The sequence below is a fragment of the Rhodococcus sp. DN22 genome (genome assembly GCF_036669995.1).
GTDB classification, from domain to species: domain Bacteria; phylum Actinomycetota; class Actinomycetes; order Mycobacteriales; family Mycobacteriaceae; genus Rhodococcus_F; species Rhodococcus_F erythropolis.
Genome location: NZ_CP133328.1, coordinates 47,689 through 63,183, shown reverse-complemented (window position 1 = coordinate 63,183; position 15,495 = coordinate 47,689). Strand labels below are relative to the sequence as shown.

Annotated in this window: 16 protein-coding genes and 4 pseudogenes; 9 read left to right on the top strand and 11 right to left on the bottom strand. The window is 62.9% G+C overall.

What is annotated here, in order from left to right; translation table 11 throughout:
• Positions 1 to 180: 180 nt before the first annotated feature.
• A pseudogene (locus RA302_RS31925) lies at positions 181 to 339 on the top strand (IS110 family transposase); the annotation flags it as partial.
• Here the strand turns inward: RA302_RS31925 and RA302_RS31920 are convergent.
• Together RA302_RS31920 and RA302_RS31915 are read right to left on the bottom strand one after the other, a co-directional pair.
• Entirely contained in the window at positions 329 to 694 is a 366-nt protein-coding gene (locus RA302_RS31920; RefSeq protein ID WP_021334733.1) for a transposase, read from the bottom strand. The pseudogene RA302_RS31925 and the gene RA302_RS31920 sit on opposite strands and share 11 nt — an antisense overlap.
• Before the next feature lie 1,536 nt (positions 695 to 2,230).
• Complete coding sequence (locus tag RA302_RS31915) at positions 2,231 to 2,737, bottom strand: integrase core domain-containing protein (protein WP_080712845.1); 507 nt, start codon at positions 2,735 to 2,737, stop codon at positions 2,231 to 2,233.
• Between the two features lie 174 nt (positions 2,738 to 2,911).
• Between RA302_RS31915 and RA302_RS31910 the strand changes: the two genes are divergently transcribed.
• Positions 2,912 to 4,225 (top strand): IS256 family transposase, encoded by a 1,314-nt coding sequence (locus RA302_RS31910; RefSeq protein WP_166503022.1) that lies wholly within the window; start codon positions 2,912 to 2,914, stop codon positions 4,223 to 4,225.
• A 44-nt stretch (positions 4,226 to 4,269) separates the two neighbouring features.
• Positions 4,270 to 4,467, top strand: coding sequence for a DUF2892 domain-containing protein (locus RA302_RS31905; RefSeq protein ID WP_031332288.1), 198 nt, complete (start codon positions 4,270 to 4,272; stop codon positions 4,465 to 4,467).
• Positions 4,468 to 4,498: 31 nt separating this feature from the next.
• Here the strand turns inward: RA302_RS31905 and RA302_RS31900 are convergent, their stop codons facing one another.
• The 3 genes from RA302_RS31900 to RA302_RS31890 form a co-directional block, all read right to left on the bottom strand.
• Positions 4,499 to 5,581: a hypothetical protein gene (locus RA302_RS31900; protein ID WP_230587725.1), complete on the bottom strand. Its 1,083-nt coding sequence runs from the start codon at positions 5,579 to 5,581 to the stop codon at positions 4,499 to 4,501.
• Positions 5,582 to 5,668: 87 nt separating this feature from the next.
• Complete coding sequence (locus RA302_RS31895) at positions 5,669 to 6,076, bottom strand: DUF302 domain-containing protein (protein ID WP_011331567.1); 408 nt, start codon at positions 6,074 to 6,076, stop codon at positions 5,669 to 5,671.
• 79 nt (positions 6,077 to 6,155) lie between these two features.
• On the bottom strand, positions 6,156 to 6,656 hold the full coding sequence (locus RA302_RS31890) for a hypothetical protein (protein WP_011331566.1): 501 nt from the start codon (positions 6,654 to 6,656) through the stop codon (positions 6,156 to 6,158).
• Positions 6,657 to 6,761: 105 nt separating this feature from the next.
• On the opposite strand from RA302_RS31890, the gene RA302_RS31885 reads away from it, so the two are divergent.
• A complete protein-coding gene (locus tag RA302_RS31885; protein WP_021334628.1) occupies positions 6,762 to 7,496 on the top strand; it encodes a thioredoxin domain-containing protein in 735 nt (244 codons plus the stop codon).
• A gap of 8 nt (positions 7,497 to 7,504) precedes the next feature.
• Positions 7,505 to 8,353, top strand: a complete 849-nt coding sequence (locus tag RA302_RS31880; RefSeq protein WP_011331564.1) for a cytochrome c biogenesis protein CcdA — start codon at positions 7,505 to 7,507, stop codon at positions 8,351 to 8,353.
• Here RA302_RS31880 and RA302_RS31875 read toward each other — a convergent pair.
• Positions 8,344 to 8,691, bottom strand: coding sequence for a DsrE family protein (locus RA302_RS31875; protein ID WP_021334627.1), 348 nt, complete (start codon positions 8,689 to 8,691; stop codon positions 8,344 to 8,346). The two genes, RA302_RS31880 and RA302_RS31875, sit on opposite strands and share 10 nt — an antisense overlap.
• A gap of 111 nt (positions 8,692 to 8,802) precedes the next feature.
• On the bottom strand, positions 8,803 to 9,309 hold the full coding sequence (locus RA302_RS31870; protein ID WP_021334626.1) for a class I SAM-dependent methyltransferase: 507 nt from the start codon (positions 9,307 to 9,309) through the stop codon (positions 8,803 to 8,805).
• 233 nt (positions 9,310 to 9,542) lie between these two features.
• Here RA302_RS31870 and RA302_RS31865 point away from each other — a divergent pair, with 233 nt between their 5' ends.
• Complete coding sequence (locus tag RA302_RS31865) at positions 9,543 to 10,040, top strand: IS3 family transposase (protein WP_134771777.1); 498 nt, start codon at positions 9,543 to 9,545, stop codon at positions 10,038 to 10,040.
• Positions 10,041 to 10,137: 97 nt separating this feature from the next.
• Here RA302_RS31865 and RA302_RS31860 read toward each other — a convergent pair whose 3' ends face one another.
• Positions 10,138 to 10,407 carry a DDE-type integrase/transposase/recombinase gene (locus RA302_RS31860; protein ID WP_021334624.1) on the bottom strand — a complete coding sequence of 90 codons (270 nt, stop codon included), beginning with the start codon at positions 10,405 to 10,407 and terminating at the stop codon, positions 10,138 to 10,140.
• Between the two features lie 219 nt (positions 10,408 to 10,626).
• On the opposite strand from RA302_RS31860, the pseudogene RA302_RS31855 reads away from it, so the two are divergent.
• Positions 10,627 to 10,713, top strand: a pseudogene (locus tag RA302_RS31855) (transposase); the annotation flags it as partial.
• A gap of 41 nt (positions 10,714 to 10,754) precedes the next feature.
• Here RA302_RS31855 and RA302_RS31850 read toward each other — a convergent pair.
• From RA302_RS31850 to RA302_RS31840, 3 genes and pseudogenes are all read right to left on the bottom strand, one after another.
• Positions 10,755 to 10,882 (bottom strand): annotated as a pseudogene (locus RA302_RS31850) (transposase); the annotation flags it as partial.
• Positions 10,883 to 11,181: 299 nt separating this feature from the next.
• The gene (locus RA302_RS31845; RefSeq protein ID WP_021334621.1) at positions 11,182 to 11,703 is read right to left on the bottom strand and encodes a PaaI family thioesterase; all 522 of its coding nucleotides are present in this window, start codon (positions 11,701 to 11,703) and stop codon (positions 11,182 to 11,184) included.
• Between the two features lie 25 nt (positions 11,704 to 11,728).
• Positions 11,729 to 13,306: an MFS transporter gene (locus RA302_RS31840; protein ID WP_021334620.1), complete on the bottom strand. Its 1,578-nt coding sequence runs from the start codon at positions 13,304 to 13,306 to the stop codon at positions 11,729 to 11,731.
• Between the two features lie 120 nt (positions 13,307 to 13,426).
• On the opposite strand from RA302_RS31840, the gene RA302_RS31835 reads away from it, so the two are divergent.
• Complete coding sequence (locus RA302_RS31835; RefSeq protein ID WP_021334619.1) at positions 13,427 to 14,074, top strand: TetR/AcrR family transcriptional regulator; 648 nt, start codon at positions 13,427 to 13,429, stop codon at positions 14,072 to 14,074.
• A 185-nt stretch (positions 14,075 to 14,259) separates the two neighbouring features.
• A pseudogene (locus RA302_RS31830) lies at positions 14,260 to 15,072 on the top strand (IS256 family transposase); the annotation flags it as partial.
• Positions 15,073 to 15,495: the final 423 nt, after the last annotated feature.

Genomic DNA, 15,495 nt, shown 5'->3' with positions numbered 1-15,495 from the left:
TTCCGGTAGATCGGCATGTCGCATAACGGGTTTGAGCAGATCAACATTTCATGCGGAGGAATGATCGAAACCTGTGGATCCCGGGAGGACGCACCTTCCCGGATGATGATCTGTACACGAACAGGATTCTGATCAAGTCCAGCGCGCCAACGCTGGCGGGAAGGTACGCCCGTGCTGAGGAATCGTCAACATCTGGCCGTCATCGGCCGTATTCGACTCGACCCGAAAACCCAGGTTTACGTGGAGAAGAAGATCAGCGAAGGCCATTCGAAGCTGGAAGCGATCAGGTGCCTGAAGCGCTACCTGGCTCGCGAGATCTACTACCTCCTCAACCCCGGACAGCGAGGAATGATCGGGCGATACGAGCGGCGTCGAGATCGTCGGTCTTACCGACTCCTCTGCGATCCGCCGACCCCATCACGGAGGGTTCGGCTACCGGGAATCCCGCCGCGAGAACGCGGTCGGAGAGTCCGGCGCCGTAGGAGCCGATGCCTTCGATGACAACGAGGGCGGCTTGTTGACCTACTCTGTGTGCAATCCACGTGCGGGCCCGATCAAGACCCGCCGGGCTTGCTGGAAAACTTGCTTTGTCCTGCACCGCACCAGTTGCGGCGGCCACGACGCACAGCGCGTGGGCGGCGGCGTGAGTATCGACCCCGATGACGATTTCGTAGTTATCTGCGACGATAGGCATAGCGACGGATGTCCTTTCCGATGGGCGACGTCGTTGTCGGCGTCGGCCCGGAAAGAGCACTTCGAGGCAGGCCTGTAACGGGCCACGACCTCGCGGCAACGAGGTCGGGCAGGCTTCTAATCAAGCCACCGAAGCAAGACCGGACCGGCGTCGCCACCACAACAGAGTGGACAAACCCCGGCCAGTGCACCACGAAGGAGCAAAGCGATTCATGAGTCACACGGCGTTGTAGCGACGACACCTATCCTGTCAGCCGGCCCCGGGCCGGCCACTACAAACACTTACATGCGATTCAATCACACGCAGTTGGTTGATGATTTCGACCGGGTAACGGCGGCCTTAGTACGACAGCGTTCTTCAAACAATGTGACAGTTCCCAGCGGCCCGATGCGCATTCGACCGCTGCTGGTCTGATCAGTTCACTGATCAGACCAGCAGCGGCCTCTCACGAAAAATCGAGGCTGACGCCTAGACCGCAGGCTTCTCGACCGACTGGTCTGCAGAACCGGTGCCGAGTGTGGAAATTAGTTCGACGACTGTTTTGACGATGCTGATGACGTCCCCAACTGAACCCATGACTGTCTCCCTCTGTGTGTTTGATTCTTTCTGTTGGTTGCGCGAAAGACTGTCCCTTACATGCATTTTTGGCCGCATAGAGCACAATCTTCAATACGCGCAATCCAGAGTGTAGGCCGCTGGTTCGGCATCGGCATGAGGGTCGGTGAACCGCTCACTGAAATGATCCTGGGGCAACCAGATAGCTGTATTTGACCTGGAAGGAAAAACAGACAGTATGTACTGCGCATCTTATGATTAGCCAGCCAAGAAACTAGTTGAACGGAGAGTGAGCGACATCACATTTCGGGCTTGATGGCGTTGACCTGACGTGAGTTTCGATTCGGCCAGTATGCCCATCGAGCAGATGGGAACCCACCCCCCCATAAGTGAATCTGCGAAAGATGTAGATGTCCCTTGCGGATCGATCCGCAAGAGCGCCGCGCCGAACCGCGAAGAGAGCGCACGACCTGCACGCTCGGCGGGATGCGGAATTCGAGCATGGAGACGAGGCGTCAGTGACGGCGGGGCGCGTGACGGAGGACGACGTTCTCCAGGCCCGCCTCAACGAGTTGTACGGCGCGCCCGATCGGCGGCTCACGAACGCTGCAGTGTCGAAAGGTGGCGCGCGGCGCATTCCGGATTTCCGCACCGTACCCCTCTCAGTTGCGTACCGGGGTCCGCGAGAGCCCGTCAGATGAGGTGGAGTCGCGTTGGCACTCGATTTTTGTGCACGATACTGCTGAAATGGCGTCGCGATTGCAGTCGGGGTGGCATGACCCCCGTGAAGTGACCCGTACGCTATGAGAATCCTTCCGCCCTGCTCAAGGGCATGAAAGGCTTCATCTCATGGCTGGACGTAAACGACACACGCCCGAACAGGTCATCCGAAAGCTGCGCCACGGCGACGAACTCGCCGCCACAGGTGGCAGGTCCCCGATAGTCGGACCACCGCGCTTTAGAGCCGCGGTTTGATTGGTTTCAGTCGATCTCGCACCCATCCACCGGTTGGTGGGTGTGGGAGCACTGGGCAGCGTACTCGGCCGGCGTGAGGTAGCCCAGCGACGAGTGGCGGTGCCGATGATTGTGGTCGTCCTTGAAGTCCTCGATCACCACTCGCGCTTCGAGCAGGCTCGTCCAGTGGTTGCGGTTCAGGCACTCCTTCCGAAGGCGGTTGTTGAAAGATTCGATGTGCCCGTTGTTCCAGGGAGTTCCCGGCGGGATGTACGAGATTCCCACACGGTTCACGCAGAACTGGTGTAGCGCACTAGAAATGAATTCTGGCCCGTTGTCCATCCGTAATACCAGCGGCGGCCCGCCCCACAGCGCGAACGTCTTGCCTCGTTCCTCGACCAACCGCTGCGCGGGGATCGAACGCTCCACGATGTTCATCAGCGACAGGCGCGTGTGCTCGTCGATCATCGATGCAATCTTGACGGCTTTGCCGTCGACGGTGGAATCGAACTGGAAGTCCATAGCCCACAACACGTTCGGGGCGTCGGCTTCGGTCTGTGGGCATGAGCTGACCCCGCCTCGTTTGCGTGGAGAGGAATGATCGAAACCTGTGGATCCCGGGAGGACGCACCTTCCCGGATGATGATCTGTACACGAACAGGATTCTGATCAAGTCCAGCGCGCCAACGCTGGCGGGAAGGTACGCCCGTGCTCACGATAGTGGACTACGACGACGACTCCAACGAGACCGGCCAGGCAGTCGGCGCGGGCCGCTCGTTGCTCGACGAGATCGTCCGCGACGGCGCCCGGCAGATGCTCGCCGCAGCCCTGCAGGCCGAGGTCGCCGACTACATCGCCCGGCATGCCGGTGAGATCGACGACAACGGTCACCGGCTGGTGGTCCGCAATGGCTACCACGCCGAGCGCGAGGTGGTCACCGCCGCCGGCGCGGTGGCGGTGAAGGCGCCGCGGGTCAATGACAAGCGCGTCGACCCCGACACCGGTGAACGTAGGCGGTTCTCCTCGACGATCCTGCCGGCATGGGCCCGCAAATCCGCGCAGGTGTCCGAGGTGCTGCCGCTGCTGTACCTGCACGGGCTCTCGACCAGCGACTTCGGTCCCGCCCTCGAACAGTTCCTCGGCACCGGTGCCGGCCTGTCGGCCAGTTCGATCACCCGCCTCACGACGCAGTGGCAGGACGAGGCGAGAGCCTTCGCCGCCCGGGATCTCTCGGAGGCGGATTACGTCTATCTCTGGGTCGATGGTATTCACCTGAAAGTGCGTCTCGAGCAGGAGAAACTTTGCCTGTTGGTGATGATCGGTGTCCGCGCCGACGGCCGTAAGGAGCTCGTCGCCCTCTCCGACGGGTACCGGGAATCGACCGAGTCCTGGGCGGACCTGCTGCGGGATTGCCGCCGGCGTGGGATGCGGGCCCCGGTGCTGGCGGTCGGTGACGGTGCCTTGGGGTTCTGGCGGGCCCTGCGCGAGGTGTTCCCGGAAACGCGGGAACAGCGCTGCTGGTTTCACAAGCAGGCGAATGTTCTTTCTGCGCTGCCGAAGTCGGCTCATCCTGGTGCGTTGGCGGCGATGAAGGAGATCTACCTCGCCGAGGACATCGACAAGGCGCAGGTGGCGATCAAGGCATTCGAGATCGATTACGGCGCGAAGTACCCGAAGGCGGTCGCGAAGATCACCGACGACGCCGACGTGCTGCTCGAGTTCTTCCGGTATCCGGCTGAGCACTGGGTGCATCTGCGCACGACAAATCCGATCGAATCGACTTTTGCGACAGTGCGTTTGAGAACCAAGGTGACAAAGGGCCCGGGGTCGCGGGCGGCGGGGATGGCGATGGCCTACAAGCTGATCGAGGCCGCCCAGGCCCGCTGGCGGGCCGTGAACGCCCCGCACCTGGTGGCGTTGGTGCGGGCCGGTGCGCTGTTCCACAAGGGCAAGCTCCTCGAACGACCCGTCGAGATCACCCCGGAACCGTCACCGGACACGCCGGTATCCGAGGTCGCCTGACACACCTTAATCCACAGAATTTGACGATTCCTCTCGTCGATTTCATGCGCAGCACAGCCGGGCGCGTACTGCGCATCGTCGTGGGTATCGCCCTCATCACGCTCGCCTTCTCCGTCGGTGGTGCCGTCGGCATTCTGGCAGGAGTGATCGGGGCAGTCTTCGTCCTCACCGGAGTAGTCAACGTGTGTCTGCTCGGCCCGTTGTTCTCCGTGGAACTGCGAGGACGGCCCAAGGCATCCTGAGGAGGAGGACTCGATCTCGGGACCGCCGACCTCAGAAATGGGGTATCACCTTGAATGCGGTGTATCCGTCGGTGTCCGCGGCGAGCGCAACACCGTTGGGTGTCATCGCTACCGGAGCCTCGCCCAGTGATGTGCCTGTCACGCGGCCGGTGACCGCATCGATAGCGGTCACGGCCGAACCAGAAGCACCGTAGACGATTCCGCCGACGAGCGTGAAACGATCGGCACCGGGAAACTGATCGGCTGTGAAACCTCGGTTGCCGTATCGCGGAAAAAGAACGGCGATTCCGTCGTCGCCGAGGTCCCCGGTGGTGATCATCGTCGATCCGCTACCCGCATCGGCTGTCACCGCCATCGGGGTCCGAGCACCACTGACCCAACGGATCCCGGCGTCCGAGAGGCGATAGACCGCTTGGATCGGTTCAGGGCGGGTAGGGACCGTCCATGCCACGACGACGGAACTACCAGCCGATTGGACGAACCGTGCGCTACCGGCGAGTGCGGCGGGCGGTGGTGCCACTGTCTCGGTCGACCATGCCGTGTTGCCAGTATCGACAGTCACGATTTCTGCGGTATCACCATCGCGGACGACCGCGTAACCCCCGGATTCGGACACTGCCCCACTCAGATAGGTGGTGTGCCCGTCGGCGGCAGATATCGCGGCCTCCGGCGGGGCGGATTCGCTACTGCATCCGGCATCGATCAGCAGCCCGGTCCCGGTCAGGCACCCGGCGCTACCGACCGGGCCCCACACGACCTCGCCTGTTCGGGTGTCGCGAGCGGTGAGGGAGGCAGCGTGCCCGGAGTCAGAGGGGTCGACGTCTTCCGTGATCAGTAGTTCGCGATCGTGGGCAGTGGTGACCGCGAACTGCGTGCGGTTCTTCGGTACGTCGACCTCGAACCGCGATGAGCCTGTGTCGCTGACGACCTGCACCGTTGCCGAATCGGATGACGGTGCCGTGTCGAGGACTCCGACGAATCCGTCATCGACGACATGGGGTCTCGAGACGAAGGGCACCGACCACAGTGGGCTGTCGCCGAAGCCGGGCGGCGACAGCAGCTGCGACGACGACGGGTTCTCCACCACTCCGGTGATCGACCCGTGTGCGCTCACGAGCGAGGACGCATCACATGCGCAGAGCATCAACACCGCGCATGCTCCACCCGCCGCACTCACCAACCGAATACGGCACATGCGCATCTAGGTAGAGGAGCTTTCGCCACTGAGTGCCATGATGGCCGCGTGCAGCAGCGCTGTGGCTTCGTCGGCGACATCCGCGAGTCCGGGCGCGTCGGACAGTCCGACCATCACTTGCGGGTTCATCGCTTCGACGATCGTGCTTCCCCCGTCAGCGCGGACAATGACGTTGCACGGTAAAAGCAGTCCTACCTGGCGGTCGGTGTCGATCGCAGATTTCGCCAGCCGGGGATTGCAGGCACCGAGAATGACATAGCGCTCGATGTCGGCATCGATCTTCGCCTTCAGGGTGGATTGCATGTCGATTTCGGTCAGGATTCCGAATCCCTGCTCCGAGAGAGCTTCACGGGTCGCGTCCACGGTTTCCGCGAAGGGCATGTCCAGTCGAATACTGATCGCAAGTTCGGTCATGATGTTCGATTCTCCATCGTCGGAATTGTCCTTGTCTGCCTCAAGAAATGTCGAGTACGGCACGAGCCGACAAGTCGGCTCACACCGCGCAGGACCCTGCGGAGCAGTCTCGCCGACGCCACCGAAAAGCTACGGCTGCAGCCAGCATCGTCAGTGATACTCCAGCAAGGATCGGTTGAATCGGCGCCCACAGCCCCAACGCACCCGAGGTGCCGAGCGCCAGCAGTACGAGCTTGTTGCACACCGGGCATCCGACCGCGAAGAAAGTCAGCGCGACACCGAGTGCGGCCGGGGTACCGGTTCGCTCGACCTGTCTGGGCTTGTCGATGCCGAACCATACCGCGGTCAGGACAGCAGATGCCAGCAGCACCGGCAGTTCCCACGCGCGGACCGGAACTTCTCGTCCGAACATCGGGGTGTCGATAATGTCGGTCGGAATACCCACGACCAGCACGGTGGCGATCCCGGCAAGCGTTCCACGTAGAACACGCAGCCCCCACCGCCTGTAGAGACCGGCCTCGGTGAGCGCTCGACCGTCGGGATCGACGTCAGGGCGTTCGGAGATGGCAGGCTCAGGCATCGGATGGGTCTCCTACAGTTCGTAGTTGTGTGAGTGACACTACTCTGCAAGAGTATACCCGCAAGGGTATAGCTGTCAGTATTCGTGACTACCGAAAGGTATTGCATGACTTCGTCATCACGATCCACCCGCCGTCGAGACACCTGGCTTCTCGGGATCGCGGTACTGGTCGCCGCCGTCCTCGTCGGCGTTCTGGTGGTCGGAATGCACGACAGTGACGAACCCGAGGCGACGGCGGGAGCGACTTCCAGCGCGGAACCGGAGGTGGGCACGACACCTGCAACCGGCCCGCTGGGCGATCTCTCGCGTCGCACCGTCGACGATCCGATGGCCATCGGTGCCGTCGACGCGCCGGTGGTGATGATCGCCTTCTCGGACTTCCGCTGCCCGTTCTGCGCCCAGTTCAGTCGCGAGACCGAACCGCAGTTGATCGACCGCTACGTCGACGAGGGCACCTTGCGTATCGAATGGCGCGATCTGCCGATCTTCGGGCAACAGTCCTTCGATGCCGCCCGCGCGGGCCGAGCAGCCGCGGCTCAGGACAAGTTCTGGGAATTCACCAACGCCGTGTACGCCGGTGCGCCCGAGACCGGTCATGCCGACCTGACGATCGAGGCGCTCGAAGCCTATGCACAGCAAGCCGGCGTCCCGGACCTCGAGCGTTTCACCACCGAAGCCACCGGAACGAGTTTCGACTCCGCGATCACCAGCGATTCCGACGAGGCACAGTCGTTGGGTATACCGGCCACACCGGCGTTCTCGGTGAACGGCGATCCGGTACTGGGGGCGCAACCGCTGTCGACCTTCGTCGATCTGATCGATACCGCCGCCGGAGCGTAGGCCGCCGAATGTCTCAGATCGGACTTCTCGGAGCATTTCTCGGCGGACTGCTGGCCTTGCTCAGCCCCTGCTCGGCGTTGCTGCTGCCCTCGTTCTTCGCCTACGCATTCGACGGGGCGGGCAAGCTCGCCGGCCGCACAGGAGTGTTCTACCTCGGACTTGCCACGGTTCTGGTTCCCCTCGGAGCCGGAGTCGGCGCCCTCGGCTCGGCGATCACCCGGTACCGCGAGATCACCACCATGATCGGCGGACTGATCATCATCGGACTCGGGGTGATGATCATCGTCGGTCGCGGATTCGCGCTGGGATCGGCTCAGCGAGCGGCCGCCCGCATCGACGCGTCGTCTGTCGGGTCGGTGTTCGCACTCGGTGCGGTGTACGGGCTCGCCGGATTCTGCTCCGGACCGCTACTCGGCGCAGTCCTGACCGTCGCAGTGGCCGGTGGACAGGCGGTGTACGGCGGAATTCTGATGGCCCTTTACGCCGCGGGCATGGTGGTCCCGCTGTTCGTACTCGCGCTTGTGTGGGACCGTTTATCGTTGGGCTCACGAACCTGGTTGCGCGGCAAAGAGATCAGCATAGGACCGTTGAAGACGCACACCACGTCGCTGATATCGGGGCTGATCTTCATCGGAATCGGCGTTCTCTTCCTGCTCACGGAAGGAACCGCCAACCTCGGCGGCGTCATGGGCGTCGACAGTCAGTATTCGCTGCAGGTGTGGATCAGCGAGGTCGCAGATTCGGTGTCCAACGTGGCTGTCCTGCTCGCCGGAGTGCTGGTGATCATCGCGATCCTGGCGGTCCGGATCGTACGTGGTCGCAGCACCGCAGACATCGAGTCGGAGAATCACGAGTAGAGCTGCGACCAGCCGTCCCGCTGCCGTTGGGCGAGATGCAGGACGGCAGCCGGGATCACGTCGACTCCCATCAACAGGTCGTCATCGCCGAGTCCTCGGCCGTTCAGACTGTTTCGGCACGCTGTGACGGTGATCGCTGCCGAGTCGATCAGTGTGCGCATCTCCACGGAGACATCCGAGCACCCCAAGGCGGCATCGAGGCCTGCCCCGAAGCACACGACTTCGATCGCCACGGGTTCGGATGCAGCAGCACGAAGATTGTGGATTGCCGACACGACGACTGTAGGTGTGGTGTTCACCGCGAACACCACGCGCAGCGGTTCTGTGTGGTCGCTCATTCGCGGACTCGGTCCATCAGGCTGCGGTGGGGTGAGCCGGACCACGGTTGGGCATGCAGCAAAATGTCGATGGCATGGCTATCACCCTGCGGCCGTACGAGATGCGATAGCTCACGAACCCGCAGTCCGCTTGCTGCCCGGGCGAGATCGTAGATATCGGGCAGTATCGATGGGTCCGGTGGACCGCCCACACCGCGAGTGAAATTCTCGAGCGCATGTCCGAGATACAGCAGCCTCCCCCCCCGGTGCAAGCCAGGTTGCCGCGCTGGCGATGACCGCAACGAGCTCGTCGACCGGAAGATGCAGGAATCCGATGGCAACCAGATCCACCGGCCCGCTCGGTTCCCAGGTTCTGGCGTCGGCAACGCTGTACCTGATCGATTTATCGGACCCGCCGCTCATGGCGAGTTCGATTGCCACCGAGGAGAAATCGACCGCATCGACCGCCCAACCGGAGTCGGCCAACCATCGGGCGTGTCGGCCGTCCCCGCAGCCCAGATCGACCGCGCGCCCGGGTGTCAGTTCGGCGAATCTCGCGGACAGAGCAGCCGCCGGTGCAGATCCCCAGGGATGTTCGACACTGCTGTAGCGCGCGTCCCATGCCGATGATGAATCCACTGCGGACTCCTGTCTGTGTCGTGGGGCCGCTCGCATCGGAACGGCATCGACCTCACTGTACCCCCGGGGGTACATGACGTGATTCTGCCTCGAGATCCAGGCGAGGACCGCAGGAATGTTACTTGTCCTACCACGGCGGTCAGTCCGATCGTGGCAGTCGCGTCCTCGGTGCTGGCGATCGCTCCGAGCGCGCCCGGGCCTGGAATTCGCACTGAACGTCAACGCCGCCCTCCCTGTCGGGTGGCATTACGGAGCATCCCGCTCGGGACGGAGAGGTTTACTGCTGTGCGATTTTGGACTGTTTCAGCAAGATGATCGTGGGTCGTTCCTTTTCCTCGACTGCTGATACGGCGCCGGTCAACAATGCGGTAAACATGGCCGCGCAGGAACGGATCCGTTGGGAGGCAACGATCTTGCATGACAATCATGGTCCGCAGTTCACGTCGTGGGGGTTCGGTGAGAATCTGCGGAGGTGGGGGTTGCTCGAGTCTTTCGGGACGGTCGGTGATTGCTTCGATAATGCTGTCATGGAGGCATTCTGGGGACGTTTGCAGACGGAATTGCTGAACACGAAGAAGCGGTCGACCACGCTGGAGTTGACGGCAGCCATGGCCGATCATATCGACAATTTTCATAATGCCGAACGGCGCCACAGCTATCTCGGCAACCTCAGCCCGATGGAGTATGAGAAGCTCTGGGCAGACATCCAACCGTATCCTCAGCTCTCATAACATTGGTGCACTATTGGGGGCACGGATCAAATCAGAGAATCAATGCGTGTGAATACGGCTGGCAGGGCTTCGAGGAGGCTGTGGAATTCGTTCATGTTCAAGCATTCGTCACGGACACGGTTGTTGAAGGATTCGATGTACCCGTTTTCCATGGCTGACCGGGTGGAACGTAGCCGATACCGACCTGATCTTCGCAGAACGTCCTCGGCGCTTCGGAGATGAACTCCGGGCCGTTGTCGCACCGAAGTATCTGTGGCGGTGCGCCCCAGAATGCGAACGCTTTCTTCAGCGCTGCGACGAGATCCTCTGCCGGGATGGATCGCTCGACGATGTTCAGTACCGACTGACGCGTATGCTTGTCCACCATTTACGCGATCTTGAACTTCCGCCCGTCCGTCGTCGAATCGAACTAGAAGTCGATCGCCCACAACACCTTCGGCGCCTCTGCCTCGGTGATCGGGGTGGTCGAGGCGCCGGCACGTTTCCGGATCTTGCGGACTTTCACCCGCAGCCCTTCCTCACGCCAAAGCCGTTGAACCTTCTTCTTGTTGATGACCCAGCCGGCTCGGTGGGCAGGACCAGGTTCTTAACCACCGATGACCCCGAGGAGGGATGGTCGTGGGTTCGCGACGAAATTGACTCTGGTCGACCGAGTCTGGTCTGGGGCGACTTGACTCGCGGGCTCGGGCCAGGTCTTCGATGTCGTTCCCGCAGACCGTGGTCGACGAACGACAACAGGGGGTGGAATCCGAATCCTTGTTTGTAGGTCGGTGCCGCGTTCGCTTTTCCGAATGTGCGGTGGCGAGGGTGGCGTCGAGGTCAATCACGATCGGGTTCTGGGCGGTGATGTCGGTGATCGGGCGCGCGCTCGCCGGTGTCTGGTACTAGCAGCTGGTTTCAGGTGGCGAAGTCAGCCCAGAACACCTATTGAAGTCCAGCTTGCCGAACCTGCAGAATGCGATGCGCCTCAACGAGATCAAACAGGCGTGGGGAGGCGTCGGCGCCGGACCCGGGCAATGGTGGTCAGGGGGCTGGCAACGGAAGCCCAGATCGCTTCCAGTTTGTCCGGCGCACGGGGTGCTTCGCGGACAATCAGGCAGCGACCACGACAGGTCCGCGTCTTGCGCTTCTTTCGGTCGCGTCAGCGGTCCGGCGGGCGCGTTGACGATTTCTCCGGCCCGTCGTCCCCGAGCGCAAAGGTGAGGCGGTCGAATAGTTGCTGGGCGGTGCCGGGGGTGCCGTGTCGAGCGAAGTGCTCGATCGACACGGCGATGAAGACCGCGTTCGCGGTGAACAATGCTGTGCCGTCATCGGCGGTGGCGGTTGCCTCGAGGTGTAGTTTGCGGCCGTCGATCTCCCGGATGTGGGCCCGGATGCGCAGGGGCCGGTGCAGTGGGACGGGGGCGAGGTAGTCGACGGTGAGGTTTCGGGTCACCGCCGGGGTGCGGGCGATCCAGAGGGTGAAGCCGAACAGGTCGTCGCAGGCGGTGGCCACCGCCCCACCGTGCGCGAGGCCTGGCGCACCGATGTGACGTTCGTCGAACGTCACATCGGTGTAGACCTCTTCGCCGGAACGGAACACCTCTAGTTGCAGGCCGGCGGGATTGTCCGGCCCGCACCCCATGCAGGTCGGCGAGTGCGGCGGTAGCGGTAGCTGGGTCATGGGTGTCCCTTCTCGATGGTGTTGGCTAGCGGCGGGCGCGGGATCGACTGCACTGGCCCGGTTCAGCCGGTTTCTTCGATGTGTCCGTGTCCAGGGGTCGGGGACTCCGGCCGGGCGCCCAGAACAGCAGGATCGCCGCACCGGCCGCCGCGATGAGTGCGAGGACGATCGCGGACTGCTCGGCGCCGTGCAGGAACGCGGACTTGGCGAAGTCCGCAAGCTGCTCGCCGACCGGTCCGGCCCGGTCGGCGACCTCCAGGGCACCGGCGAGTGAGTCCGAGACTGGCCCCCGCGCGTCGGGAGGGAGTCGCTCGATCGCCGGTGCGATGTTGTGGCTGTAGCCGGCGGCCAGGACACTGCCGGCGACAGCGATGCCGATCGCCGCACCGATCTCGCGCGTGGCGTCGTTGACCGCCGCGGCGACGCCGTGCTTTTCGATCGGTGTGTCCGCCACGATGGCCGCCGTCGCCGGCGCCGCGGTCAGACCCAGTCCCGCGCTCATGATCAGCGTCGGCCACATCACGTCGAGGTAGGTGGAGTCCAGATCCAACCGGCTGATGAAGTAGAACCCCACCGCTATGGCGAGCAGACCGGTCACCGTCACCAACCGCAACCCCAGCCGGGTCGCCATCCACGGCGAGATCGCCGAGAGGAGCACCAGCGGCACCATCATCGGTGCCAAGGCCAGTGCCGAACCCAGCGGACTGTATCCAAAGATCAACTGCAGGTATTGCACCAGGACGAGGAACACACCGAACGTCACCAGGAACTGGATCGTGATGGAGAACGATCCGCTCCCGAAACCCCGACTGGTGAAGAACCGCACATCGAGCAACGGATGATCCGCGCGCAACTCCCACACTACGAACACCAGCGTGGCCACCAGACCCAGACCAAATCCGACGACCACCACCGGATCCGACCAACCACGCACTGGGACCTCGATGATGGCCAACACCACCAGTCCGATCGCGAGTACCACCGCGACCGACCCGATCACATCCATCCGCGGCGGATTCTCCTGGCGGGATTCGGGAATGGTGAAGGCACACAACAGCAGAAACACCCCCGTCCCGGTTAGACCGACGAAGATCGACTGCCACGACCAGTAGTCGAGCAGCACTCCCGACCCGAGAATCCCCAGCAGGCCCCCGGACCCGGCGACCCCCGCCCAGATCCCGACCGCCCGCCCGCTCTGTTCCTCGGGGAATCCCGCGGTCAGGACCGACAGCGTGGACGGCATCACGAACGCTGCCCCCAACCCGGCCGCGGCACGCGCCGCAATCAACCACCAGGGGGTCGATACGAACAGAGGCACCGCCGAGGCCAGCGAGAAGAGCGCTAACCCCACGATCAGCACCGCCCGCCGACCGTAACGGTCACCCAGCGCACCGGCGGGCAACACCAGACACGCCAACACCAGCGTGTACCCATCGACGACCCAGGTCAGCTGGGTTTGAGTGGCCCCGGTCGCCACCGCAATGTCCGGAAGCGCGGTATACAGAGCCGCCATCGACGCGACCACCAACGCCACCGACAAGCACGAGACCACCAACGTCCACTTCTGCGCCCGCGACAGCAGCACCCGATCGCCCGAAGCCATACGCCACCTCCACATATCGATACGGCTGGTATCGATTCGCTACTATCAGTAGCACAATGAGGCTGGAGAGGATAGTGTCTGCGCCTGATTGAAGGGCACAATGACGAGGTGAGCGAGAAAATGATCATCCAAAACCTGGTCGACAACGAGGACCGGCTCGTGGATCCACGGAAGGCGCGTTCACGCGCACGACTGCTCGACGCCGCAACATCCTTGCTCTCGACCGGCGGAATCGATGCCGTCACGATCGACGCGGTCACCAAAGCGTCCAAGGTCGCGCGGACCACCCTTTACCGGCACTTCACCGACAGCACCCAACTCTTGGCCGCGGCGTTCGAACGTCTGCTGCCCCCTGTCACCGCACCGGCCTCGTCCGGAACGATCCGTGAACAGTTGATCGAACTGCTGGACCGTCAGGCCAAGCTCATCGAGGAAGCCCCTGCCCAACTGACGATGCTGGGATGGCTTGCCCTCGGGTCCGTCCAACCCGAGACCGCCGGGGCGGCATCCCATCCCGAAGAGGACCGGAACCCGGTCAGTTCCCTGCGCGCGCGGGTGGTCAACCAGTACCGCGAACCGTTCGACCAGATCCTGGGCGGCCCCCAAGCCCAGCAAGAGCTCGGTGACTTCGACACCGCCCTTGCCCTGACCCAACTCGTCGGACCCATCATCTTCACCCGACTCACCGGACTCCCGCCGACAGGATCCACTGAACGGCAACAACTCGTCGACGACTTTCTCGCTGCACGATCCGCGCACGCGCGGTGACGTGACCTCACGCTGGCCCTGGCCTTACCTGCAAACTCACTGGCCAGCGGCAAAAGCGGATCAGAACACCATCAATCACACATACTGGGTGTGCCGTTGGGGTGGGACTGTCTCTAATCGGTGTTTCGGCCCGAGACGCTGAGTGAATGCTCAGCGAGGAGGTGCCGAGATGACGACACTGGAAGATGCGGGCGAAGAAGAGGGCCGAGCCCTCCTCGGAAGCCGCGGAGCTGGTCAGGTTGGCGAAGGAGCAGGGTCTATCGCTGGCCGGCCCGGACGGTCTGCTCAAGCAGTTCACCAAAACCGTCCTGGAAACCGCGTTGAACGAGGAGATGACCGAGCATCTCGGGCACGACAAGAACCAAGCCCCGCCCGATCGGGAGTCGACGAACATCCGCAACGGGACTCGGTCGAAAACGGTGTTGACCGTGGCGACCGGGCATGTTCCGATCGAGGTCCCTCGTGATCGGGAAGGGACGTTCGAGCCGCAGATCGTCAAGAAGCGTCAACGACGCCTCAATGGGGTCGACGAGATCGTGTTGTCGCCCAACGCCAAAGGATTAACGACCGGTGAGATCTCCGCTCGCTTCGCCGAAATCTACGGCGCATCTGTCTCAGAAGAAACCATCTCACGGATCACCGACAAGGTGATCGAGGAGGTGCAGGACTGGTCTGCCCGACCACTCGACGAGGTATACGCAGCGATCTTCATCGACGCAATCGTCGTCAAAGTCCACGACGGGCAGGTAGCGAACCGGCCTATTTACGCCGCGATCGGCGTCAGTCTCGACGGGCACCGCGACGTGCTCGGATTGTGGGCGGGAACCGGCGGTGAGGGCGCGAAATTCTGGATGTCCGTGCTGACGGGCATCCCCAACAGGGGCACCCGGGACGTGTTCTTCTTGGTCTGCGACGGATTGAAAGGTCTACCGGAGGTCGTCGAGAATGTGTGGCCGGCGGCCACTGTCCAAACGTGTGTAATCCATTTGATCCGCAATGTGCGCCGTGAGGCGCCTGATTCACCGATCGGAGGTGGGAAACCTTCGTCGCCGGGCCGTCGTAGCGGTTCGGTGGAGCTGGGAGCAGCCCCGACAAAGCCGGGACGTACTAGTACTGCCAGATGGTGCGGGCTCGGCAAGCGAGACGAGAGGGTGTACGCGAGGAATCAGCGTTTGACGCCTCGTTAACAAGAACCGGCTCGAATCTGGCGGATGTGGGCCGGGATGCGGTGCGCGTCATCATTGTTGCGGTGATGGCGCCCGTCTGCACCGAAGCCGTCGGTGTGGGCAGGTCGGGAGGAAAGTCTGCGGCGTACTCCCGTCGACCGCCGGGGTATAGCTGGGCACCGGACTCGTCGAGCGGTGACAGGTGAACACGGGAACCGTCTCGGTCCCACCACATTTCCCGCGCATCCAGTGCGG